The 22,592-nt window shown below is 31.5% G+C and carries 22 protein-coding genes and 1 tRNA gene; 11 read left to right on the top strand and 12 right to left on the bottom strand.

Going from position 1 to position 22,592, the window contains the following annotated elements; translation table 11 throughout:
- Nucleotides 1–127: 127 nt before the first annotated feature.
- The 3 genes from ileS to ACTF45_RS02570 all read right to left on the bottom strand — a co-directional run bounded on the left by ileS (nt 128) and on the right by ACTF45_RS02570 (nt 3,757).
- On the bottom strand, nt 128–3,025 hold the full coding sequence (gene ileS / locus ACTF45_RS02580; RefSeq protein ID WP_438949298.1) for an isoleucine--tRNA ligase: 2,898 nt from the start codon (nt 3,023–3,025) through the stop codon (nt 128–130).
- 42 nt (nt 3,026–3,067) lie between these two features.
- On the bottom strand, nt 3,068–3,538 hold the full coding sequence (locus tag ACTF45_RS02575) for a hypothetical protein (protein WP_288346535.1): 471 nt from the start codon (nt 3,536–3,538) through the stop codon (nt 3,068–3,070).
- 137 nt (nt 3,539–3,675) lie between these two features.
- Nucleotides 3,676–3,757 (bottom strand) — tRNA-Leu (locus ACTF45_RS02570).
- Nucleotides 3,758–4,001: 244 nt separating this feature from the next.
- Here ACTF45_RS02570 and ACTF45_RS02565 point away from each other — a divergent pair.
- The gene (locus ACTF45_RS02565; protein WP_353884892.1) at nt 4,002–4,949 is read left to right on the top strand and encodes a fatty acid desaturase; all 948 of its coding nucleotides are present in this window, start codon (nt 4,002–4,004) and stop codon (nt 4,947–4,949) included.
- Here the strand turns inward: ACTF45_RS02565 and gatC are convergent, their stop codons facing one another.
- On the bottom strand, nt 4,950–5,243 hold the full coding sequence (gene gatC, locus ACTF45_RS02560) for an Asp-tRNA(Asn)/Glu-tRNA(Gln) amidotransferase subunit GatC (protein ID WP_288346536.1): 294 nt from the start codon (nt 5,241–5,243) through the stop codon (nt 4,950–4,952).
- 164 nt (nt 5,244–5,407) lie between these two features.
- On the opposite strand from gatC, the gene ACTF45_RS02555 reads away from it, so the two are divergent.
- Nucleotides 5,408–6,061: a DNA-3-methyladenine glycosylase gene (locus tag ACTF45_RS02555; protein ID WP_438949329.1), complete on the top strand. Its 654-nt coding sequence runs from the start codon at nt 5,408–5,410 to the stop codon at nt 6,059–6,061.
- The gene (locus tag ACTF45_RS02550; protein WP_438949297.1) at nt 6,061–7,077 is read left to right on the top strand and encodes an aspartate carbamoyltransferase catalytic subunit; all 1,017 of its coding nucleotides are present in this window, start codon (nt 6,061–6,063) and stop codon (nt 7,075–7,077) included. Before ACTF45_RS02555 ends, ACTF45_RS02550 begins: the two co-directional genes overlap by 1 nt.
- Nucleotides 7,078–7,079: 2 nt before the next feature.
- Here the strand turns inward: ACTF45_RS02550 and ACTF45_RS02545 are convergent, their stop codons facing one another.
- Entirely contained in the window at nt 7,080–7,421 is a 342-nt protein-coding gene (locus tag ACTF45_RS02545; protein ID WP_288346538.1) for a DUF565 domain-containing protein, read from the bottom strand.
- 37 nt (nt 7,422–7,458) lie between these two features.
- Nucleotides 7,459–7,641: a hypothetical protein gene (locus ACTF45_RS02540; RefSeq protein ID WP_011131870.1), complete on the bottom strand. Its 183-nt coding sequence runs from the start codon at nt 7,639–7,641 to the stop codon at nt 7,459–7,461.
- Between the two features lie 198 nt (nt 7,642–7,839).
- Here ACTF45_RS02540 and ACTF45_RS02535 point away from each other — a divergent pair, with 198 nt between their 5' ends.
- The 6 genes from ACTF45_RS02535 (at nt 7,840) to ACTF45_RS02510 (ending at nt 14,123) form a co-directional block, all read left to right on the top strand.
- The gene (locus ACTF45_RS02535; protein WP_288346539.1) at nt 7,840–8,061 is read left to right on the top strand and encodes a DUF2555 domain-containing protein; all 222 of its coding nucleotides are present in this window, start codon (nt 7,840–7,842) and stop codon (nt 8,059–8,061) included.
- Nucleotides 8,051–9,307 (top strand): bifunctional phosphopantothenoylcysteine decarboxylase/phosphopantothenate--cysteine ligase CoaBC, encoded by a 1,257-nt coding sequence (gene coaBC, locus ACTF45_RS02530; RefSeq protein ID WP_438949296.1) that lies wholly within the window; start codon nt 8,051–8,053, stop codon nt 9,305–9,307. The genes ACTF45_RS02535 and coaBC overlap by 11 nt, the downstream gene beginning before the upstream one ends.
- A 215-nt stretch (nt 9,308–9,522) precedes the next feature.
- On the top strand, nt 9,523–10,317 hold the full coding sequence (locus ACTF45_RS02525) for a photosystem II manganese-stabilizing polypeptide (protein WP_288346541.1): 795 nt from the start codon (nt 9,523–9,525) through the stop codon (nt 10,315–10,317).
- Between the two features lie 74 nt (nt 10,318–10,391).
- Nucleotides 10,392–11,567 (top strand): sulfate adenylyltransferase, encoded by a 1,176-nt coding sequence (sat, locus tag ACTF45_RS02520; RefSeq protein WP_438949295.1) that lies wholly within the window; start codon nt 10,392–10,394, stop codon nt 11,565–11,567.
- Between the two features lie 46 nt (nt 11,568–11,613).
- A complete protein-coding gene (ftsH, locus tag ACTF45_RS02515) occupies nt 11,614–13,470 on the top strand; it encodes an ATP-dependent zinc metalloprotease FtsH (protein ID WP_438949294.1) in 1,857 nt (618 codons plus the stop codon).
- Nucleotides 13,471–13,481: 11 nt separating this feature from the next.
- Complete coding sequence (locus ACTF45_RS02510; RefSeq protein WP_288346544.1) at nt 13,482–14,123, top strand: bifunctional 4-hydroxy-2-oxoglutarate aldolase/2-dehydro-3-deoxy-phosphogluconate aldolase; 642 nt, start codon at nt 13,482–13,484, stop codon at nt 14,121–14,123.
- Nucleotides 14,124–14,133: 10 nt separating this feature from the next.
- Here the strand turns inward: ACTF45_RS02510 and aroC are convergent, their stop codons facing one another.
- The 3 genes from aroC to ACTF45_RS02495 form a co-directional block, all read right to left on the bottom strand.
- Nucleotides 14,134–15,228: a chorismate synthase gene (gene aroC, locus ACTF45_RS02505; protein WP_288346545.1), complete on the bottom strand. Its 1,095-nt coding sequence runs from the start codon at nt 15,226–15,228 to the stop codon at nt 14,134–14,136.
- A 111-nt stretch (nt 15,229–15,339) separates the two neighbouring features.
- Nucleotides 15,340–16,422 (bottom strand): photosystem II q(b) protein, encoded by a 1,083-nt coding sequence (psbA, locus tag ACTF45_RS02500; protein ID WP_011131862.1) that lies wholly within the window; start codon nt 16,420–16,422, stop codon nt 15,340–15,342.
- 166 nt (nt 16,423–16,588) lie between these two features.
- A complete protein-coding gene (locus ACTF45_RS02495; protein ID WP_438949293.1) occupies nt 16,589–17,476 on the bottom strand; it encodes an aspartoacylase in 888 nt (295 codons plus the stop codon).
- 24 nt (nt 17,477–17,500) lie between these two features.
- Here ACTF45_RS02495 and ACTF45_RS02490 point away from each other — a divergent pair, with 24 nt between their 5' ends.
- Both ACTF45_RS02490 and ACTF45_RS02485 read left to right on the top strand, forming a co-directional pair.
- Complete coding sequence (locus tag ACTF45_RS02490) at nt 17,501–18,448, top strand: glutathione S-transferase family protein (protein WP_438949292.1); 948 nt, start codon at nt 17,501–17,503, stop codon at nt 18,446–18,448.
- A 130-nt stretch (nt 18,449–18,578) separates the two neighbouring features.
- The gene (locus ACTF45_RS02485; RefSeq protein WP_438949291.1) at nt 18,579–18,797 is read left to right on the top strand and encodes a Calvin cycle protein CP12; all 219 of its coding nucleotides are present in this window, start codon (nt 18,579–18,581) and stop codon (nt 18,795–18,797) included.
- 82 nt (nt 18,798–18,879) lie between these two features.
- On the opposite strand, the gene ACTF45_RS02480 is transcribed toward ACTF45_RS02485, so the two are convergent.
- From ACTF45_RS02480 to ACTF45_RS02470, 3 genes are all read right to left on the bottom strand, one after another.
- Nucleotides 18,880–19,062: a hypothetical protein gene (locus ACTF45_RS02480; protein ID WP_011131858.1), complete on the bottom strand. Its 183-nt coding sequence runs from the start codon at nt 19,060–19,062 to the stop codon at nt 18,880–18,882.
- An 87-nt stretch (nt 19,063–19,149) separates the two neighbouring features.
- A complete protein-coding gene (gene cgtA, locus ACTF45_RS02475; protein ID WP_438949290.1) occupies nt 19,150–20,133 on the bottom strand; it encodes an Obg family GTPase CgtA in 984 nt (327 codons plus the stop codon).
- A gap of 43 nt (nt 20,134–20,176) precedes the next feature.
- Nucleotides 20,177–22,588 (bottom strand): endonuclease MutS2, encoded by a 2,412-nt coding sequence (locus ACTF45_RS02470; RefSeq protein WP_438949289.1) that lies wholly within the window; start codon nt 22,586–22,588, stop codon nt 20,177–20,179.
- Nucleotides 22,589–22,592 lie beyond the last annotated feature (4 nt).

Raw genomic sequence — 22,592 nt, 5'->3', positions numbered from 1 at the left:
AAATAGTCTTTTGTAATATAATGATAATTACAAGGAGAATATTCTAAAGTATTTTTATAAATAATAATTTAAAGAAAGTTCAGTAGATCTAAAACTCACCATACTGAAATTGATTTAAATCAACTATTTATAAATTAATAATATTTGCGCATCTCTTGCATAATTTAGTGTTTTCAATCCCCTTAACTGTAATTTTTTGATAATGCCAACATCTATCGCATTTAAGACCTTTTGCTTTAAGAATTTGAATCTTTCCAAGTTCATTGTTATCGATACTTAAACAATCCTTAGATAAATTATTAACTATATTAAAATCAGAAACTATCAGCCAATCACGGTATAAATCCACTTCTTTATTACCAAATTTATCAAGCCAAGAAAGAGAATTTTTAAAAAACTCATTTTCAGGAAGGTAATTAACCTCAGTCTCAAGAGCAGCTCCAATCATTTGTTGGGTTCTACAACCTTCTATTGCTTTATTAATTTCTACTCGCAATGTTCTTAAATTAGAAATATGTTCATTAAGTTCGGGATTAAGCCATGACTCAGGCAATTTTGGCCATCCTCTTTTAAATACTGATTTTTCAATAGTTGAATATGGGATATTTTGCCAAATATCTTCGGCCATATGACAAAGTACTGGAGAAATAATGACAGCTAAGTTTTCTACAATTTTGGACATCACAAACTGACAAGATCTTCTCCTGAATTGAGTTTTAGCACTGACATATAATCTATCTTTTGCGATATCTAAATAAAAATTAGATAAATCCACAACACAAAAACTTTGCAATATTTGAAAAAACTTTGAAAATTCATAATTTTCATATGCAATTGTTACTTGATCTGAGACTTCAACTAGTCTATTTAACATCCATTGATCTAATAACGGCAACTGATCAATATCAATTTCCTCTAACGCAGGATCATAATCATGAATATTACCTAAGAGATATCTAGCTGTATTTCTTACTTTTCTATAAACATCTGAAAGTTGTTTTAAAATGTTTGATCCAATTGGGACATCAACTGAGTAATCAACAGAACTAACCCAAAGCCTAAGGACATCTGCTCCATAGGCAGGTTGGATTTTTTGGTTAGGACCACCATTAATAATAATATTGGGATCAACAACGTTACCCAAGGATTTACTCATTTTTCTTCCATTCTCATCTAAAGCAAATCCATGAGTTAGAACTGTCTTATATGGCGGCTTATTATTTACTGCTACCGAAGTTAGCAAAGATGATTGAAACCAACCTCTATGTTGATCAGATCCTTCTAAATACAAATCAGCTGGATATTGTAATTCTTCCCTTTGCTCACAAACTGCGGCCCAACTAGAACCTGAATCAAACCAGACATCCATAGTATCTAGACCTTTTTTCCAACGATCAGATTCATCTTTATATTTTTCTGGTAATAGTTTCTTCTCATCCCATTCCCACCATACATCTGCTCCATACTCCTCAAATAAACTTTTTATATGGTTAATAGTTTCAGTATTAATTAGTATTTGTTTCCCTTCTTTTTCATAGAAGACGGGTATTGGCACTCCCCAGGACCTTTGTCTAGAAATACACCAATCACCTCTTCCAACAACCATCGAATAAATTCTTTTTTTACCTGTTTTTGGCATCCATTCAACATCTTCTATTGATTTCAAAGCTGAAGATCTAAATCCCTCTACTGATGCAAACCATTGTTCAGTTGCTCTGAAAATTGTAGGTTTTTTAGTTCTCCAATCATAAGGATATCTGTGTTTATATTTTTCTTTTAAAAGGAGTAAATTATTTTTCTGCAAATCTTCAATAATCAAATCATTAGCATCTTTTAAAACATTTAATCCGCAAAACTTTTCAGCATGATTATTTAAATTACCTTTTTCATCAACAATGCAAGTTATGGGTAATTGATATTTTTGCCCAACATTAAAATCATCCATGCCATGACCTGGGGCAGTATGTACAATTCCTGTCCCAGATTCAGTGGTTATATAATCACCTCCAATTACAATATTGCAAACCTTATTTTTTGTCGGATGTTGATACTCAATACCCTCTAGCAATGAGCCTTTTACATCTAATAAGACATTAAATTCTCTATCTAGCTTTTCGCAAATTTCAGAAATTAAATCTCTAGCAAAAAGATATATATTACCGTTTTGATCCGATGCAAAAACATAATTAATTCTAGGATTGATAGCTACTGCTTCATTACCAGGAATTGTCCATGGAGTAGTAGTCCATATAGCTATAAATAATTTATTTAAACTAGAAAGTAATTTTTTTCTCAGGTCTTTTTCTTCTAATTTAAGAAGAACTGCATCTGATAATTTAGTAATATTTAAAGAAACGTAAATACTTTTTGAAAAATGCTCCTCAGGATACTCTAATTCTGCTTCTGCAAGTGCTGTTCTAGAACTTGGACTCCAGTGGACTGGTTTTAAACCTCTGTATATAAAACCATTTAGGAACATCTTACCAAAAACACCAATCTGAGCAGACTCATAATTTTTTTTAAGGGTCAAATAGGGATTAGCCCAGTCTCCCCAAATACCCCATCTCTTAAAGCCCTCTAGTTGATTGTTAATTTGAATCTTTGCATAATCTGTTGCTTTTTTTCTTAAACCTAAAGAATCTAAATTTCTTCTTTCATTAGATTTTAAATTTTGTAGAACCTTTAACTCAATTGGTAACCCATGGCAATCCCATCCAGGTACAAAATGGACTTTGTAACCTTGTAAGGTTTTGTATTTATTAATAATATCCTTTAAAACTTTATTTAAAGCATGTCCCATATGGAGGGAACCATTTGCATAAGGGGGGCCATCATGCAAAGTGAAATTTTTACCTGAGTTAGATGAACCCAATTCCAAATCAATCTTATTTCTTGACCAGAATTTATGAATTTCTGGTTCCCTAATTACAGAATTAGCTCGCATCGAAAAATCAGTCTTCAGTAAATTCAAAGTTTCTTTATAGGAAAAGCCAGATTTTTTTTCTTTGTTATGTTGTGATTTCATTCGAAATTATGGAATTTATTTATAATCAATTAATTTATTTAATTATTTACCCTCATTAATTGTATCTTTTATAGATTGATTTGTTGCTTTTTTTGGCATCTCTAAAGTCAGTAAATTATTTTTATTTGAATTAAATATATTATCATTTTCATCATTCCTAACCCACTTTTTTTTATTTAAATTTTCATTTTTTCTTCCAAATTTTAAAATATTATTTGAATTTAAAAAATCCTGCTTTGCAAGAGAAATGGCCTTTAAAAAAATTGAAAGATTTTTTTTCAATTCCTCTAAAGTTTGTAATTTATTTTTCTCTTCATTAGTTAATTGATTCCACCTTATAGAAAATATTTCTACTATGTAAAAAGTCATTAATGTAGTAATGACAGTAAAAATTGAAGAATATAAAATATTAAAGCTATTTTGTTTATAAATTAATAACATCCCAATAACTAGGTTTAAACCACCTTTTATAAAATCTCTTGGTCTCCCTAATTCAATATATATTAGAGGCATTAACAAAAATATAATTCCAAAGAATAAATATAAACAGCCTAAATAAATTGTCAAAAAATTTTTTATTGATATCTAAATTATAGTAAAAATGCAAATAATTAACTAATTTAATTGCTTAATATTAATTTTCCCTTAAATGCGGTCGGGGAGACTTGAACTCCCACACCCGAAGATACGAGTACCTAAAACTCGCGCGTCTACCAATTCCGCCACGACCGCTTAATTAAATTTTAGTTTAGCGAGGTATATTTTAAAAATATTTTTTACTTAAGATCCTTAATTTGACACATAATACTAGGCTCAATAATTTTAGAAAGATTTAAAAATGTTTGATATTGTTATGCAATCACTATGAATTATTGGTTATATTACTTATAGATTAAAAGAAACAATTTCAAACTTAACTAGTAAAAATAAAAATATTCAAACTAATTCCTCCAAGACATTTAACTGGAACAGGGAGATCAAAAATTATGTCGATCCTCCTAATTTTTGGAATCCTACATTAGGTCTGTTTTTTGGTGGTTATTTTCTTGCTTTTCTGAGTATATGGCAGTGGTATCGAGGAGTTTGGCCTCTACCTATTCTAGTTGCAACTGCATTTCTTGCTCTTCATATTGAAGGAACAGTAATACATGATGCATGTCATAAGGCTGCCCATCCTGTGCCATGGATAAACCAAGCAATGGGACATGGATCAGCTATACTCTTAGGCTTCAGTTTCCCAGTTTTCACTAGAGTCCACCTACAACATCACGTTCATGTAAATGATCCCAAAAATGATCCAGACCATATTGTGAGTACTTTTGGGCCTATTTGGCTTATTGCTCCAAGATTCTTTTATCATGAAATATTTTTCTTTCAGAGAAAACTCTGGAGAAAATATGAATTACTACAGTGGGGAATAGAAAGATCGATATTTATAACAATAATTTTAGCTGGCTTAAAATTTGACTTTATGAACTTAATTTATAATTTATGGTTTGGTCCTGCATTAATGGTTGGAGTCACTTTGGGTATTTTCTTTGATTATCTCCCTCATAGGCCATTTCGCTCAAAAAATAAATGGATAAACTCTAGAGTTTATCCAGGCAAATTTTTGAATATCCTCATAATGGGTCAAAATTATCATTTAATCCATCACCTATGGCCTTCAATCCCCTGGTTTGAATATAAAATAGCTTACGAAAAAACAAAACCTTTATTAGACATCAAAGGTTCACCTCAAAGAGTAGGGATTTTTGAAACTAAAGGTGATACTTTTAATTTTATTTATGATCTACTTATAGGGATAAGAAGTCACAAAAGTAAAAAAGGAAAACTTAGAAAAATAATAAATTCATTCCAAAGTTTTAAAATAAGAAAAATTTTACTAAAGATAGTTAATAAGACTTATATCGGTGGTAACTAGCTATTCATTAATAATTTTTGGCACTTTGAAAAATTTATTTTCTCTTGAAGGTGCCAAATCTAAAATTTCCTCCGAATTTGCATAGTTTTTCTTTTCATCTTTTCTCAATACATTGACCACTTCTATAGCTCTAGTAGTGCATGGAATATCATCGGTATAAATTTTCTCAAGTTGTTTAATATATTCCAAAATTTTTTCTAACTGTTCTGCATGCTGATTAATCTCACTCTCATTTAGTTCTAGTCTTGCTAATTGTGCTACTTTTTTAACTTCATCACTACTAATTCGTTTCATATGCTTTTACTTAATAAAAATTCAATTTCAGTATAGATATTAAAGGATTTTCACAAACATTACTTAAGTCTTTAGTAAATTAAACAAAATTGATAACAATATATTTATAAAATCACTTAACAAGAAAAAAATTTTTTTATGCTTCAAAAGCTAGACTTTATAGTATTTCACCGTTAAAAATAAGCTTAGATAAGTATTTAAAAATAGATAAACAATCTTTAAAAAAAAATTTTTTTTACCGACACTCCAGGCTTGTAGCACCTGACTTAATTGGATGTTATCTGATTAGAAATAGAAGTGATAAAGGGCTAATAAAAGGAATGATAGTTGAGACTGAAGCTTATTCACAAGAAGAAGAGGCTTGCCATGGATATAATAAAAAAACTCCTTCTAATAAAGTATTGTTTGGTGAGCCAGGAAGATTTTATATTTACAGATCTTACGGAATTCATCATTGCTTAAATATTGTTACTGATAAAGATAATTTTGCAAGTGGTGTTTTAATAAGGGCGGTTTTTATATCAAATAAAAACGAAAGGTCAGCTTCTGGCCCAGGATTAGTAACCAAAACATTTGAAGTAGATAATAAATTCAATTCCCTCGAAATTCTTAATAATAAATGTTTGTGGATTAGCAAAGGAAAGTCATATTTAGAGAAAAAAGATTTAATTCAAACAACAAGAATTGGCATTTCTAAAGCAAAAAATATAAAATGGCGTTGGTATCTTAAAAGGAGCAGAAGTATTAGTAAAAGGGAAAAAGGTGATAGAAATCCTAATTTAAAACATTCAACTAATAATTTGTCTGGTGTAACATAATGGAAAATTGGCCTCACAAACATATCCTCACACTTTCAAATTTCTCAATAGATGATTACAAATCAGTTTTTGAGTTAACTGAAAGATTTAAATCTCTTAATAATGCCGGGACAAAAAAAATACCTGCATTACAAGGAAAGTTAATAACATCAATATTTTTTGAGGCTAGTACTAGAACTCGCAATAGTTTTGAGCTTGCTGCCAAAAGGCTTTCTGCAGATGTTCAAAGCTTCTCTCCTTCTTCAAGTTCTTTAAGTAAAGGAGAAACTCTCATAGATACTGCACTAACATATGCTGCCATGGGGTCTGATATTTTAGTCATTAGACATTCATCTAGCCATATACCTCTAGAAATTTCCAAAAAACTCGATGCATCTAAAGCAAAAACATCGGTTCTTAATGCTGGTGATGGTTTACATAGCCACCCTAGTCAAGGATTGCTAGATCTTTATACATTAATAAAATTCTTTTCTCCAAAATTACTGAAACCAGAGATATTAAATTCTAAAAAAATATTAATAGTTGGTGATGTAATTCACTCTAGAGTTGCAAGATCAGATCTTTGGGCATTGACCGCATTCGGGGCAAACATAATCTTGTGTGGTCCGCCAACACTTATTCCTGAAGAATTTACTGATTTTGTAAGTAGTTCTCCACCAAATCAATTAAGAGACCCTATTTCTTCAAGAGGTTCTATCACAATTTCGAGTTCATTGGAAGAATCCATTAAATATGCAGATGCAGTAATTGTTTTAAGATTACAAAAAGAAAGAATGATAGAGAATTTATTAAGCAGTATTAAATCGTATAGTGAAAATTATTGTTTGACTCCAGAAAAACTATCCTTGAATTGTAAAGATATTCCTATTTTGCACCCAGGGCCTATTAATCGTGGCGTTGAAATCAGCAGCAGAATTGTTGATGAATATCCAAATTGCTTAATAAATGATCAAGTTTCAAATGGTATTCCTACAAGAATGGCTTTACTTTATCTATTAAGTAAATTCAATAATTAAATTTAAAGCAATTTTAGACTTTCAGTAAAAAAACCGTAAAATAAACCTAATCTTAAAGAATCAAGTAATAATACTAATATTTTTTTTCTTTTATCAAAACGTAATCTACGTCTTAATTTTATCAAAATTTCAATAAAAAAAACTGATAAAAAAGCTCCTACCGGGTCAATCAATTCAACGACTGCACTTATCATTCCTAATGAACTCCCAAAAAAGTAACCAGTCAAAACAACAGTTAAAGCTAAAGAATATCTACGCCATGGATTTACTGCCCATTGGCTTAAACTGTCAAAAGTTTCGATAACTAGTCGTTGAAATTTAGTCTTTTGGGGTTTAAAAAACATTCTGAATCATAACTAATTGCTGGATCTATTCATAATTTTATTTAACTTTAGGATTACCTTCAATTAATTCAAGTAAAGCTTCCATTTGGGCAAGAATTCCTCTTATTTCTCCAGGTTCAGGAAATAATCCATCATCTTGAATTCCTAAATGCATTTCTCTTAATTCCTGCCTTAAGTAACGCAAATGACTTACTATTTGCTCTTTTTTTGTTTGTGACATAATTGATATTTCGTCATTCTTAGTTTATATAATTTTTTTCTTAAGGAGAATTAATAATTTGTGTCTAAAGTTATAATATAAAAAATTAAATAGATTTAATATTTTTATTATTTTTGAAAATTTTCAAAGTGAGTATTATTTTGTGAATATGAATTTCCTTGAGGTTATATTATTAAAAATACATAGACAAAGATAAAAATGTTACTCACATCCGATGACAAGATATCTAAAAAGTATTTATATTCATCTTATGAAGAAGGAACTTTTGAGCTTGTCAAAACTTTAGGATTGAAAAATTACGTTAAACCATTTAATTTATTTAAAAATTGGAATTTGGTAAGGACTTTTGCAACTAATAGATATAAATTAATATCCGATTATATTCATCTTCTTGAACAGGAACAATTTGATGAGAACTAAATCTAAAGAGTTAAAAGTTAAGGTTCTTTTATTGATTACTGGAAGCATTGCTGCAGTAAGAATTCCCTTACTAGTAAGTCAATTAGTTAAGGATAATTATGAGATAAAGTGCGTTGTTTCTGAAAATGCTGAAAAACTAATTCAGCCTCTATCACTTTCTATCTTAAGTAGGAATACTTGCATATTAGATAAGGACCAATGGTCATATCTTCATTCAAGACCTTTACATATAGATTTATGCGATTGGGCTGATGTTTTGATAATGGCTCCATTGACTGCAACAACACTTTCAAAGTGGGTTACAGGTAATGCTGATGGATTAATATCTAGTATTTTAATTGCGAATAATAAGCCTATTATTGTTGCTCCAGCAATGAATTCTAAGATGTGGAGTAATAAAGCTGTTCAAAGAAATTATATATATTTGAAAGATTATCCAAATGTTCTAATCCTTAAGCCAAGTAAAGGGATCCTAGCTTGTGACGAAATTGGAGTTGGTAAAATACCCCCAAATGATTTAATACAACTAGCTCTAAAGTTTTTACTCCTTCAAAATAAAAAGCCCTATTACAGAGACTTAATAAATAAAGAGTTTTTAATTACAGGAGGTTGTACTTCAGAAAAAATAGATGCAGCAAGAAAGTTAACTAACAATAGTTCTGGAACTATGGGATTAATGCTTGCTCAAGTAGCAAGATTTAGGGGTGCTAAAGTGAAATATATTCATGGTCCTTTAAACAATAAATTAAATATAATAGAAGGAATTAATACGTTTGAAATAGATAATAGTAATGATCTAATTCAGGCAATTGAGAAAGAAATTTCGAAATGTGATTATTTCATTATGAATGCTGCAGTAGCAGATTTTAAAATATCAGGAGATACTTCAAAAAAAATTCCAAAAAGCAAATTTGAGGATTTTTTAAATAAAAATATCGAATATGTTCCAGATATTCTTAAAGAGATAAGTAAAGTAAAAAAAGAAAATCAAATTTTTGTTGGATTTTGTGCATTTACAGGTTCTTTTAAAAGTGCAAAAAAAATCATTAAAGAGAAAATAATGCTTAAGGGTTGTGATTTACTATTTGCAAATCCTATAGATATCGAAGACCAAGGATTTGGTCCACAAGCAAAAAATGAAGGATGGCTTTTTGATAAAAAAAATATGGAAAATTATCTAGAAAAAACATCAAAAATTGAGTTAGCTAATAATTTAATAAATGAAATTATTTCAACTAAAAAATAATCCATAACATTTATATTTGTATTTTTTTGTAATCTTAATCATTAAAAATAGTCTGATATCTTAAAATATTTCAAGTTTTTAAAAATTAAAAAGCTACGAGTTGTTTCGAGGATCTAAAAAACTTTCTTTTGTGGTTCTTTACCTTGTATTATCCGTACTGAACATTTTTAAGTAATCCTTTACCAGCAGTCACAGAACTTTATTAAAATTTTATTATGAGAATTCGTTCTTTTTTAGCTTTAGTTATTTCTTTTTGTTTAACTTTTGCTTTTGTCACAGATAAAACATATGCCTTCTCCGAGAGAGGAAATGCCCAATTTACAGATGTTGTAAACACAGGTAAAGCTAACGATTGTCCTTCCTTAGATTCATCTCTAGTCGGATCAATATCTTTAGGCAATGGTGATTCCTTAAAAGGGATATGCATGCATCCAACAGAAGTTTATGTAAAAGTTCCGGGATCAAAAAGAAAAGAAGCAGAATTTGTTGCAACAAAAATTATTAGCCCTAGGAATAACACTACAGTTACAGAAGTATATGGAGATATAGACTCCGGTACATTTACTGAAAAAGGTGGTATTGATTTTCAATTAATTACTGTTCTAACTCCTGGAGGTTTAGAGGTTCCATTCGCATTTTCTGCAAAAGATTTAACAGCTGATCTACCTTCCTCAATCGAGCCTGGGACTGAAGTCAGTGGTGCTACATTCACACCTAATTACAGAACAGGAGATTTTTTAGATCCTAAAGCCAGAGCCAAAAATACCGGTGTTGAATACGCTCAAGGTTTAGTTGCCCTAGGCGGAGATGATGAAGAACTTGCTAAAGAAAATATCAAAGTTGATGTAAATGGTACTGGAGTAGTAACACTATCAATTGAAAATGTAGATTCTGATACAGATGAATTTGCAGGTACATTTGTGGCGATCCAACCTTCCGATACAGATATGGGCTCAAAAGAACCTCTTGATGTAAAAATAATTGGTGAGCTTTACGGAAGAAAAGCTTAATTCTAAATAAATATAAAAAAAGAGGGTTTAAACAAGCCCTCTTTTTTTTTAATTTATCTTATACAAATCATAAAATGAATTCACAACAAGAATCTAAAAGAGATTCAAAAGGTTTGATACCTGCTTATGGAGGTGAACTAAAAGAATTAATTATTAAGGATAAAGAACTAAAATTACAGCTTCTTTCTCAAGTTTCGTATGAGCACGAATGTAGTGATAGAAATGCTTGTGATATAGAACTCTTAATGGTTGGCGGATTTTCTCCTCTAGAAGGATTTATGGATAAAGAAGAGTATAAATCTGTAATTAAAAGCCATAGAGATACAAAGGGTTTACTCTTTGGTCTGCCGATTGTATTTGATACTAATAATGCACAAATCAAGGAGGGTGAAACAATATTACTCACTTATAAAAAACAAAAATTAGCGATTTTAAAAGTAAGTTCAAAATGGGAGCCAGATAAGGCCGAAGAGGCAAATTTTTGTTACGGGACTAATTCCTTGGACCATCCTGCAGTGAAGATGATTTTCAATGAAAGAGGCCGATACTACATAGGGGGTAAAGTTTTTGGATTGGAGCTCCCAAATAGAGATTTTCCATGTAAAACACCAAAAGAAGTAAGAGATTTATTACCTGCTAATTTTGATGTAGTTGCTTTTCAATGTAGAAATCCAATTCATAGAGCTCATTATGAATTATTTACTAACGCCTTACAATCGGAAAATGTTTCCTCAAATTCAGTTGTTTTGGTTCATCCAACTTGCGGGCCAACACAACAGGATGATATTCCAGGGAAAGTCCGATATTTGACCTATAAAAAATTAGAAGAAGAAATTTCTAATAAGAAAATAAAATGGGCTTTTTTGCCATACTCAATGCATATGGCTGGACCTAGAGAAGCTCTTCAACACATGATTATAAGAAGGAATTATGGATGTACTCATTTTATAATTGGTAGAGACATGGCTGGATGTAAATCATCATCAACTGGTGAAGATTTTTATGGACCTTATGATGCCCAGAATTTTGCCAATAAATGCGCAGAAGAGTTATTGATGAAAACTGTACCTTCAAAAAATCTGGTATACACAAAAGAAAAAGGTTACATAACTGCCGAAGAAGCAAAAGAGAAAAAATATCAGATAATGAAACTAAGCGGTACAGAATTCAGAAAAAAGCTGAGGAATGGAGATTCAATTCCAGAATGGTTCGCATTTAAAAGTGTAGTAGATGTACTTAGAAAGTCTTAATATTGTTTTATTATTAGTATCATAGTTTCAATAGAGATTTTTTATCGTGAACAAACGTTGGAGAAACGTAGGACTTTATGTTCTAGCAGTAATTACAGTGATTTTTATAGGTACTTCTGTTTTTGATAAACCTAAGACTGAGAATGCCACCAAAACCCTTAGATATAGCGATTTTATAGAAGCTGTTCAAGATAAAGAAGTTAGCAGGGTTTTATTATCCCCGGATAGTGGAACTGCACAAGTTGTTGAAAACGATGGCAGTAGATCTGAAGTTAATCTGGCTCCAGATAAAGATTTACTAAAAATCCTAACCGAGAATGATGTAGATATAGCCGTTACACCCACAAAATTAGCTAATCCTTGGCAGCAAGCTATAAGTAGTTTAATTTTCCCAGTTTTATTAATAGGAGGTTTATTCTTCCTATTTAGAAGATCACAAAATGGAAGTGGTGGTGGTGGTGGTAATCCAGCAATGAGTTTTGGGAAAAGCAAAGCTAGACTTCAAATGGAACCTTCTACTCAAGTAACTTTTTCAGATGTTGCTGGTGTTGAAGGAGCAAAATTAGAGTTAACAGAGGTTGTAGATTTTCTTAAAAGTCCTGATAGATTTACTGCAGTTGGAGCAAAAATTCCTAAAGGTGTTCTTCTAGTTGGACCACCAGGAACAGGAAAGACTCTTTTAGCTAAGGCAGTCGCGGGAGAAGCAGGTGTTCCTTTTTTCTCGATCTCTGGATCTGAATTTGTTGAAATGTTTGTTGGAGTTGGTGCAAGTAGGGTTAGAGATTTATTTGAGCAAGCTAAGAAAAATGCCCCATGTATTGTCTTTATTGATGAAATAGATGCTGTTGGAAGACAAAGAGGTGCTGGCATGGGCGGTGGAAATGATGAAAGAGAACAAACTTTAAATCAGCTTTTAACAGAAATGGATGGTTTTGAGGGTAATTCTGGCATTATTATTGTTGCGGCAACTAACAGACCAGATGTTTTGGACTCAGCATTAATGAGACCAGGTAGATTTGATAGACAAGTAACTGTGGACAGGCCTGATTACGCCGGAAGATTACAAATTTTAAATGTTCATGCCAAGGATAAAACTCTCTCAAAAGATGTAGACCTTGATAAGGTTGCAAGAAGAACCCCTGGGTTTACAGGTGCTGATTTAGCTAATCTTTTAAATGAAGCCGCTATCCTTGCCGCAAGAAAAGATCTCGATACTGTTAGCAATGATGAAGTAGGGGATGCTATCGAGAGAGTAATGGCAGGACCAGAAAAGAAAGACCGAGTTATAAGTGATAAAAAGAAAGAACTTGTTGCCTATCACGAGGCAGGTCATGCTTTGGTTGGCGCTTGCATGCCAGATTATGACGCTGTAGCAAAAGTTTCCATAATTCCTAGGGGTCAAGCAGGGGGATTAACCTTCTTTACTCCTAGTGAAGAGAGAATGGAGTCCGGTCTTTACTCACGTTCTTACCTACAAAATCAAATGGCTGTAGCCCTAGGTGGAAGAGTTGCTGAAGAGATAGTGTATGGAGAAGAAGAAGTTACTACAGGAGCTTCTAACGATTTACAGCAAGTGGCTAATGTCGCAAGACAAATGATTACTAAATTTGGAATGAGTGATAAAATAGGTCCAGTAGCTTTGGGTCAATCACAAGGGGGAATGTTCCTCGGGAGAGACATGAGCGCGACAAGAGATTTCTCTGAAGATACTGCAGCAACAATTGACGTAGAAGTTTCAGAGCTTGTAGATACAGCATATAAAAGAGCGACAAAAGTCCTTTCAGATAACAGAGGTGTTCTTGATGAAATGGCTTCAATGCTCATTGAGAGAGAAACAATTGATACTGAAGATATTCAAGATTTACTTAATCGCTCTGAGGTTAAAGTTGCTAACTATATCTGATTTGAAAAAATTTGATATCTCCATTAAAAAAAAAAGATTCTTTCTCTAAAAGGCTAAAGTCAGAATCTTTTTTTTTATTAATAAAACCTACTAAAAATATTTATACAAATACTATTGAAAGAGATTTAGTTGAACTAGAAATAGAGCTTTTAATAAAAGCAGGTTTTATAAATATAGAAATTAGTTGGTCTAATAATGAAAACTGGCTAAATTACGTTTCAAATTTAAGAATAAAGTTCCCAAAGCTTAATTTAGGCTCTGCTTCTATAAGAAATAAGAAATCGATAGATGACTCTATAAAAATAGGTTGCAATTATTCAATGATGAAAGGTTGGGATAGAGACCTTTTAAATTATTCAAATTCAAAAAATCACTTATTAATTCCTGGAATCAAACATTTAAAAGATCTTAAACAAGCAATAGATTTGAATTGTAAAATTATCAAAATTTACCCGGTTAAAGATAATATTGAATTAATAAATATATCTCAATATAAAAATATAGATTTTATTGCTGCCGGAGGACTATCTATATCAGATATACCGCAATATAAATCTTTAGGATATAAAGCTATCGTAATTGGAGATATGGGTTTCAAAAATAATAAAATAGATCCAAAAATATATGAATGGCTCAGAAGAAGATCAAATTAAATAATTATTCCTATTTAATAATTGAACATTGTGCTTGATGGAGAAGCAAATGGTCTGCCAGTACGAGAGCTACCATTGAATCAACCATTGGAACTGCTCTCGGTAAAACACAAGGATCATGTCGGCCTTTAGCCTTCATTAGTACTTCTTTACCATAAGCATTAACAGTTTTCTGCTCCTTTCCAATAGTTGCTGTTGGTTTAAAAGCTATTTTCATCTCAATATTCTCTCCATTACTTATTCCTCCCTGTATACCTCCTGAATTATTTGATATTGTTTTAAGTTTACTAATATCATCAGACTCAATAAATGAATCATTATGTTCACTTCCTCTTAAATAAGTTCCCAAGAAACCAGAACCTATTTCAAACCCCTTAGTAGCAGGTAATGACATCAAAGCCTTTGCAAGATCAGCTTCCAATTTATCAAAGACAGGCATACCTAATCCTGATGGAACATTTTTCACTAAACATTCAATAACACCTCCACAAGAATCCCCATCTTGCTGCAATTCTTTTATTCTTTTAATCATTTTTGAAGCCACCTTATCATCTGGACATCTAACAATATTTGAATCTATTTTACTTTGAGTAAGTTTATTTTTATTTACCTGAGAGTCAATATCATGTATACGTTTTACCCAAGAAAGAATTTCAGTATTAAACAAGTTTTTTAATAATTGTTTTGCGATAGCACCTGCAGCAACTCTTCCTATGGTTTCTCTAGCTGAGGCTCTACCTCCTCCAGAACCAGCCTGAATTCCATACTTCAGATGATATGTGCCATCTGCGTGAGATGGCCTGAATACTTGCTCTAAATTACTATAATCTCCTGGTCTTTGATCTTTATTGCGAACCAACATTGCAATAGGGGTTCCAAGTGTTATTCCTTCCTTTAAACCACTCAATATCTCTAATTTATCATCTTCGTTTCTTGGAGTTGTAATGTTGCTCTGACCAGGTCTTCGCCTATCTAATTCATTTTGTATGAGATCAATATTTATTTTTAACTTTGGAGGACATCCATCAAGAATAACTCCAACAGCGCCTCCATGAGATTCTCCAAAAGTAGTGACACGGAAAATTTTACCAAAACTGCTACCCATTGAAATATCAAATTATTAAAGTTCTATTAACTATTATAAGAACTCAATTGAGAATTAAACATAAAAAAAAGCCCCCTTATAAAAGGAGGCTTTAAATTTAGAACTTTAAGCTTAACCGATAGCTGGAGCTGTAAGAGCTACTGTTGTAGACTCAGCTGCTGCTAGATCAAGTGGGAAGTTGTGAGCGTTACGCTCGTGCATTACTTCCATACCTAGGTTAGCTCTGTTAAGAACGTCACCCCATGTAGGAACAATCTTACCGTTTGCATCTACAACTGATTGGTTGAAGTTGAAACCGTTAAGGTTGAATGCCATTGTGCAGATTCCCATTGAAGTTAACCAAACACATACAACTGGGAATACAGCTAGGAAGAAGTGAAGACTTCTGCTGTTGTTGAATGAAGCATATTGGAAGATCAAACGACCGAAGTAGCCATGAGCTGCAACGATGTTATATGTTTCTTCTTCTTGTCCGAACTTGTAACCATAGTTCTGAGACTCTGTCTCAGTTGTTTCTCTGATTAGAGATGAAGTAACAAGTGAACCATGCATTGCTGAGAATAGAGATCCTCCGAACATACCTGCAACACCAGCCATGTGGAATGGGTGCATAAGAATGTTGTGCTCTGCCTGGAAAACAAACATGAAGTTGAATGTTCCAGAGATACCTAAAGGCATTCCGTCAGAGAATGAACCTTGACCGAATGGGTATACAAGGAATACTGCGAAAGCTGCTGAAACTGGTGCAGAGTATGCAACACAGATCCAAGGACGCATACCTAAACGGTATGAAAGCTCCCACTGACGTCCCATGTATGCTGAGATACCAATAAGGAAGTGGAATATTACTAGCTGGTAAGGACCACCGTTGTATAACCACTCATCTACAGTAGCTGCTTCCCAAATTGGGTAGAAGTGTAGACCAATAGCATTTGAAGAAGGAACAACTGCACCTGAGATGATGTTGTTTCCGTATAGGAATGAACCAGCAACTGGTTCTCTAATTCCGTCGATGTCTACTGGAGGTGCTGCGATGAAAGCAACGATGAAACAAGCCGCGGCTGCAAGTAGGCATGGAATCATTAAGACGCCGAACCAACCAACATAAATTCTGTTGTTAGTTGATGTTACCCACTCACAAAACTGAGGCCAGCCTTTTAGCAACGAAGTACGTTGCTGCTGAATAGTTGTCATGAGTTCGTAAAGTATGTCTCTAAGCGAGACGTGTAATTAAAAACGAAAAAATTAATTTTCGCTTTGATAAATATAGTCCAAAATCATAAATAATGTGAAAAAGAATCTTATACATTAGATAAATTATTCTTATGTAAACAGGGGGAAATTATCGAGTTTATAAAACCTAACTAAAAAATTCCTCATACATTTTTTCTGAGACACTTACTACTTCTTTTTTTGTAAAGCTCATTGCAATATTCTTTTCTTTGTAGGCAACCTCACCAATAAAGACAGGCCAAATAGTATCTTCATCTGTGTAAGTTTTAGTTTTACCCTCCATATCCAGAAACAATGGAGCATCCTTTTTTATAGGCTTCCAATCTTGATTGATTCTCTCAGGATGAATTAAAGCATTGATATTTCCATTGTTATCTCTTGGATAATCAATACTTCCTTGATGAACATGGACAACTAAATCTTTCGGAAGTCTTATTTGATTATTTTTTAACTTGTTTATCTCATCTCTCAAAGAACTAATAATTATTAGAAATCTATTTATAATTTTTGGGTCATAAAAATTTTGAGCAACAGATCCTATTTCAAGGACTAATCCACATGGCCACGCTTCAACGAGAAATCCAGTTTGTTTTAGATCTTTTTCATGCAAATAAATTGGTAAACCAAATTTGTGCTGAAGTAAAGCTGCCAAACAAAAATCTTTTATTCTTCTTCCATATATAACAATACTTGTTCCCATATTTGCTGTTGTAGTGTGTAAGTCAATAGCAACATCACAAGGTTCAGAACCATTGAATCCAAACTTTTCAACTAAAAAATTTGCTCTATTAATTTCATAAATACTATTTTCTTGAATTGAAGTAAAAGATCTATTTAAGTCATTATCTATATATCTACAACCTCTTTCATAAGCAAGAGGGTTTCCTATGATGAATTTATATTCAATATTTTTATCAATAGTTTTAAACTGCTTATTAAATTGATTTATTGCCCATACTGGATTAATTTCATTTCCATGAGTACCAGAAACGATTAGTATTTTTTTCAAGGTCATTTAAAAAATTAAAATTCTGAGTTTATGCAAAATAAGTATCTCATTAACTTTTCGAAAAAGTTCTGGTTTTGGTTTTGGACAAAATTAATGAATGGTTTCGCACCTTCAGATTTACAAGGAAATTATAGAAGGCCGAGTGGGATACTAATAAATAAAAATCATGTATTTAAAGGCAAGAATGAAAATACTTACTTATTAGTAGGGAATTCTTGTCCGTGGTGTCATAGAACTTTACTCATTTACAAGCTGAAAAACTTATCAAAGAAAGTCAAAGTTATTTTTTTAGAAGCAGATATAAATAGTGGTCAATGGATTTTCAATGAAAAGTTTGAGGGATGCGATACTCTTCATCAATTTTATAAAAAAGCGCAAAAGCATAATCTTTTCAGGTCGACATTACCATTATTATTTAATCTTCAAAATGATCAGATTAAAATTTTATCTAATGAAAGTTCTGAAATAGTAAAATTTCTGAACTCAATAAAAGTAGACTCCTCTCAAAAATCACTTCAAATAAGTAAATGCGATCAAGATTTACTAGAAATAATTCATTCGGACATTAACAATGGGGTTTATAAATGCGGATTTGCCAGAAATCAGATCTCTTATGAAGAAGCAAGTAAGAACCTTTTTGAAGCTCTAACTAAAATAGAAAAAAAGTTTGATAAGAATTTAGGTAATTGGATTTGTGGAGAAGATTTAACTTATGCAGATATCTATTTATTTCCAACAATTATTCGTTGGGAATTAATTTATAGGCAACTTTTTAAATGTACCGAAAAAGAAATTTCAGATTTTAAAAATATTATAAAATGGAGATTAAGGTTTTTTAAATTAACTAAGGTTTCTGAGACATGTTTTGACTCTGAATGGAAAAAAGATTATTACAAAGCATTATTCCCTTTGAATCCTAATCAAATCATCCCGGTTCTTCCTTGTTTGAGGGAAATAATGCAATCACTTCCAAAGTAGATTTATTTTCAAATTATTATTGATTAACAAATTTCATGTTGTAATGAACACGAACTTTATAAATACATGATGCAAAATCAATTCAAATTAACTATGTTATAGATATCTACTTTAGTATAAAAAACTGAAAATGAAATCCATTGACGAACACATTCAAAAAGATCAATCGGAAATCGCCTCTGCAAAAGAAGAGGGAAATCTTCCAAAGGTCAGACATTTAACTGAAGAATTAAAAGAACTCGAAGGATATAAGGATCATCATCCTGAAGATAAGCATGATCCGAATGCATTAGAGTTGTTCTGCGATGCAAATCCAGACGAACCTGAATGTTTAGTTTATGACGATTGATTTTTAATTTTAAAAAATGTAAAAAATAAAAGGGGCTTTAATTGCCCCTTTCCTTTTTTATTTTTTATTTTTTATTTTTTTATTAATAATCCATGTTGAAATCAGATGGACTTCCAGTTAATGAACAGACAACAGATTCTTCATTCTTCATTTCTTTTACTTCTACTATCGGTCTTCCCATTTTCTTTAAAACTTGAATATCTTGGATAGTCTGGCACCTGGCAATTATTTGTCCTTGTTGATCAAAGCAACTATAAAAATTCATAAGTTTATTAAAGGCAATATCTAATTTATGGCTAATTTCCTAAATTAAATCAAGTAATTTGAGCAATAAAATAATATTTCCAAAAAATTAAATTCGCTTCCAAACCTCAGAAAGTAGTGGAGATAAACCTTTTCGTAAAGATGAAGAAATAACTAAAACTTTTTTCTTAGATAAATTTTCTAACTTTTTTGTAATTGTTTGCAAATAATTTTCATCTACAAGTTCCATCTTATTAAGTACAACTATTCTTTTTTTATTTAAAAGCCCATTTCCATATCTTTTTAATTCTTTCTCAATTATCTCGAAATCATGAATAGGATTTTCAGCAATTGAATCAATCAAATGAATAATTATTTTAGTTCTTTGTATATGTCTTAAAAAATCATGTCCCAATCCTACTCCTTCAGCGGCTCCAGATATTAAACCAGGGATATCGGCAAAAAGGCACCCATTCCCATCAGCTTTTCTTACTACACCTAAATTAGGTATCAAAGTTGTAAAAGGGTAGTTTGCGATTTTTGGTCTTGCTGATGATAAAACAGAAATTAAAGTACTCTTCCCAGCATTAGGAAGACCTATAATACCTACTTCAGCAAGAAGTTTTAATTCTAATTGAACCTCCCATATCTCTCCTTCTTTGCCCTCAGTGAAAGATTCCGGAGCCCTATTTTGATTACTTAAGTAATATGCATTACCATGTCCACCTCTGCCGCCATGGGCAATAGTTAAACTTTGCTTATCCTCAGTTAAATCACCCAAAATAATACCAGTATTAAAATCTCTGATTTCTGTACCACAAGGAACTTTTAGGATTGTATTGTCCCCTGAAGCCCCAGATCTTTTGTTTGGACCTCCTTTGAAACCATCTTTAGCAAATATTTCTCTATTAAATTTAAAATCCAAAAGTGTTTGAAGATTATTATCAGCGATAAGGATTATTGAACCACCCTTACCTCCATTACCTCCTGAAGGGCCACCAGCCGGAACAAATTTTTCTCTTCTAAATGAAACTATTCCATTGCCGCCTTTACCAGCTTTGAGAATAATGTTTGCTTGATCAATAAATTGCACTTAAAAGTTTTTTGAATGATTTTTTTATAGATACTTATAGATTTTATTTTATCCACGCAATACTGCAACCAGTACCTCCTTCATTATTTGCTGCATCTTCAACTTTATCGACATAAGGCAAACTAGATAACCAAATACGTAATCCTTTTTTTAATTTTCCAGTTCCAATTCCATGAACTATCCAAAGTGGACCATGAAACTTTCTAATTTTTTCCTCAATTGTTATTTCTGCTTCATGAACTCTCATACCCCTTACGTCAATAGTATTTTTATTTGTTCTAATTTTAGAGAAAGAAAAATCTTCTCTTACAGAATTTATTTCAAATTTAGAATTTTTGAAATTGGGTTTTTCCCCATTAAGACCTTCAAATTCATTAATTAATAATGTACTTCTAAATGATCCACATTTAACCTCGAAAGATCTAGCTTTTTGATCTATATCTAATATTTGACCAGTACTATTTAAACTTTTAATTTTTATAAAATCTCCTATTTTAGGAGTCCAAGAAATTTCTTTATTGATATTTGTTTGAGTTAAATGTTCCGTCTCAATCTCTTTAAGCCTTATTCCAATTAATCTAGAGTCTTCTCCATTTGCATTTTTATCTTTTAATTTCTTAATCAAATTAATAACCTCTTTTTTAGCTGCTCTAATATGTTTTGATAATTTTTGTCTTTCGCTTTCCTGAATTTTTTCAGCATTAATTTTTTGAAATTCATAATTATTCTTTATTTCATCATGTAATATTTCTGTTCTAGCTATAAGTTCAGCAGCCTCTTCTGCCGAATTTTGTTGCTTTATCCTCTCATCTTCTAGCCCTTTAATAATATTATTTATATTTTCAACCTCTCTCGGTTTTAAATAATTAGCAGCTTCATTAAGTATTTTTTCATCAATCCCAATTCTCCTTGAAATTGATAAGGCATTGCTTCTTCCAGGTATTCCCCAATTCAGGGTGTACTTTGGCTTGAATGATTCTTCATCAAAAGCAACTGAAACATTTTCGAATCTATTGTCACTATATTTCAAAGCTTTTATATCACCATAATGAGTTGTAGCTAAAGTTATATCAGATAAGGTTGCGAATTCTTTCAATAACGCGATTGCAAGAGCAGTACCTTCAGAAGGATCTGTCCCAGATCCTATTTCATCTAATAAAACAACTGATAACCCCTTTTTATTATTAAGAGATTCCAGAATATTTCTAATACGCAAAATATGGCCACTGAAAGTAGATAAATTTCCCTCTAAGGATTGATCATCACCAATATCTACAAATATATTTGGACAAAAAGGTATTATTGGATTTTTAATTGATGGAATAAATAATCCTGATCTAGCCATCAATAATGCTATTCCAAGACCTTTTAAAGCAACAGTTTTACCTCCAGTATTCGGTCCCGTTATAGCTACTACTTTAGTATTTCTATTTATATGAAAATCTATAGATACTGGTTTGGGAGCTTCTTTTTTTTTATTTTCCCAAATCAAAAGAGGATGGGAAAAACCTATTAATTTAACTATTGGATTATTTTCAACAATTGGAGCATAACCTCCAATCCAATTTGAATATCTTGAACGTGTAAGAGCATGTTCAGTTCTCAATAGAATATCTGACATGTCAATAAGGCTTTTATCATTATCACGAATAATTTGCGACCATTCTTTTAATAATTTAAATTCTTCTCCTGCTACTCTCGCTTCCATAGAAGCAATTTTATTACCCTTAAATACTATAGATTCTGGCTCCAAATATATGGTATTCCCTGATGCAGAGGAATCATGAATTATACCTTTAAATTTCTCAGCAAATTGTACCTTAATAGCTAAAACAGGTCTCCCATATCTATCCCCAATAATATTATCTTGAATATAATTAGTATTTTTTTGAATAAATTTATCTACTAATATCCTTCTTTCTGATTTCTTAGATAATAATTCTTGCCTAAGTTTTGCTAATTTCTGACTTGCTCGATCAGAAATTCTACCATTTGATTCAATACCAATTTTTAAAATTTTCTCAATCTGATTATGATCAATTAAACGATTTAAAAAAGAAGAAATAAAAGGTCTTTGCTCAAAATCTAAAAGTATTTTTTTTAAATCTTTTGCCGCAGATATTGTTTCAGCTATTTCTAATAGTTCAGAAGAACTAATAACTCCTCCTTTTGAACAAATCTCAATATTTTTACTTATGTCAAATACACCTGAAAAACTAATCGATTTATCTAAGTTCTTTTCTAACTCATTTATTTCGATAGTTTCTTGCAATAGTCTTCTTGAAATTTCATAATCAGTTGGAATGTCAAACTCTAATATTGCATTTTCTCCCATTTTTGTGGAGGCAAAAGAGGAAAGTTGAGTTTTTAAATTGTCCCACTCTAAAAGTCTTATAGATTCTTCTGAAAGTGATCTATGAGCGGATGAATTTTTATAATAACTTTTCTCTATCATTCAA

The sequence above is a fragment of the Prochlorococcus sp. genome, from assembly GCF_965655815.1.
Lineage (GTDB): Bacteria > Cyanobacteriota > Cyanobacteriia > PCC-6307 > Cyanobiaceae > Prochlorococcus_A > Prochlorococcus_A pastoris.
The sequence above is the reverse complement of the archived record's forward strand: the minus strand, read 5'-3'. Positions and strand labels throughout refer to the sequence as shown.

What these genes read in the sequence shown, in the direction of transcription:
- ileS (WP_438949298.1), bottom strand. Translation starts at nt 3,025, where the DNA reads ATGAAATCACAACATAACAAAGAAAAAAAATCTGGCTTTTCCTATAAA.
- ACTF45_RS02575 (WP_288346535.1), bottom strand. Translation starts at nt 3,538, where the DNA reads ATGCCTCTAATATATATTGAATTAGGGAGACCAAGAGATTTTATAAAA.
- gatC (WP_288346536.1), bottom strand. Translation starts at nt 5,243, where the DNA reads ATGAAACGAATTAGTAGTGATGAAGTTAAAAAAGTAGCACAATTAGCA.
- ACTF45_RS02550 (WP_438949297.1), top strand. Translation starts at nt 6,061, where the DNA reads ATGGAAAATTGGCCTCACAAACATATCCTCACACTTTCAAATTTCTCA.
- ACTF45_RS02545 (WP_288346538.1), bottom strand. Translation starts at nt 7,421, where the DNA reads ATGTTTTTTAAACCCCAAAAGACTAAATTTCAACGACTAGTTATCGAA.
- ACTF45_RS02540 (WP_011131870.1), bottom strand. Translation starts at nt 7,641, where the DNA reads ATGTCACAAACAAAAAAAGAGCAAATAGTAAGTCATTTGCGTTACTTA.
- ACTF45_RS02535 (WP_288346539.1), top strand. Translation starts at nt 7,840, where the DNA reads ATGTTACTCACATCCGATGACAAGATATCTAAAAAGTATTTATATTCA.
- coaBC (WP_438949296.1), top strand. Translation starts at nt 8,051, where the DNA reads ATGAGAACTAAATCTAAAGAGTTAAAAGTTAAGGTTCTTTTATTGATT.
- ACTF45_RS02525 (WP_288346541.1), top strand. Translation starts at nt 9,523, where the DNA reads ATGAGAATTCGTTCTTTTTTAGCTTTAGTTATTTCTTTTTGTTTAACT.
- sat (WP_438949295.1), top strand. Translation starts at nt 10,392, where the DNA reads ATGAATTCACAACAAGAATCTAAAAGAGATTCAAAAGGTTTGATACCT.
- aroC (WP_288346545.1), bottom strand. Translation starts at nt 15,228, where the DNA reads ATGGGTAGCAGTTTTGGTAAAATTTTCCGTGTCACTACTTTTGGAGAA.
- psbA (WP_011131862.1), bottom strand. Translation starts at nt 16,422, where the DNA reads ATGACAACTATTCAGCAGCAACGTACTTCGTTGCTAAAAGGCTGGCCT.
- ACTF45_RS02495 (WP_438949293.1), bottom strand. Translation starts at nt 17,476, where the DNA reads ATGACCTTGAAAAAAATACTAATCGTTTCTGGTACTCATGGAAATGAA.
- ACTF45_RS02490 (WP_438949292.1), top strand. Translation starts at nt 17,501, where the DNA reads ATGCAAAATAAGTATCTCATTAACTTTTCGAAAAAGTTCTGGTTTTGG.
- ACTF45_RS02485 (WP_438949291.1), top strand. Translation starts at nt 18,579, where the DNA reads ATGAAATCCATTGACGAACACATTCAAAAAGATCAATCGGAAATCGCC.
- ACTF45_RS02480 (WP_011131858.1), bottom strand. Translation starts at nt 19,062, where the DNA reads ATGAATTTTTATAGTTGCTTTGATCAACAAGGACAAATAATTGCCAGG.
- ACTF45_RS02470 (WP_438949289.1), bottom strand. Translation starts at nt 22,588, where the DNA reads ATGATAGAGAAAAGTTATTATAAAAATTCATCCGCTCATAGATCACTT.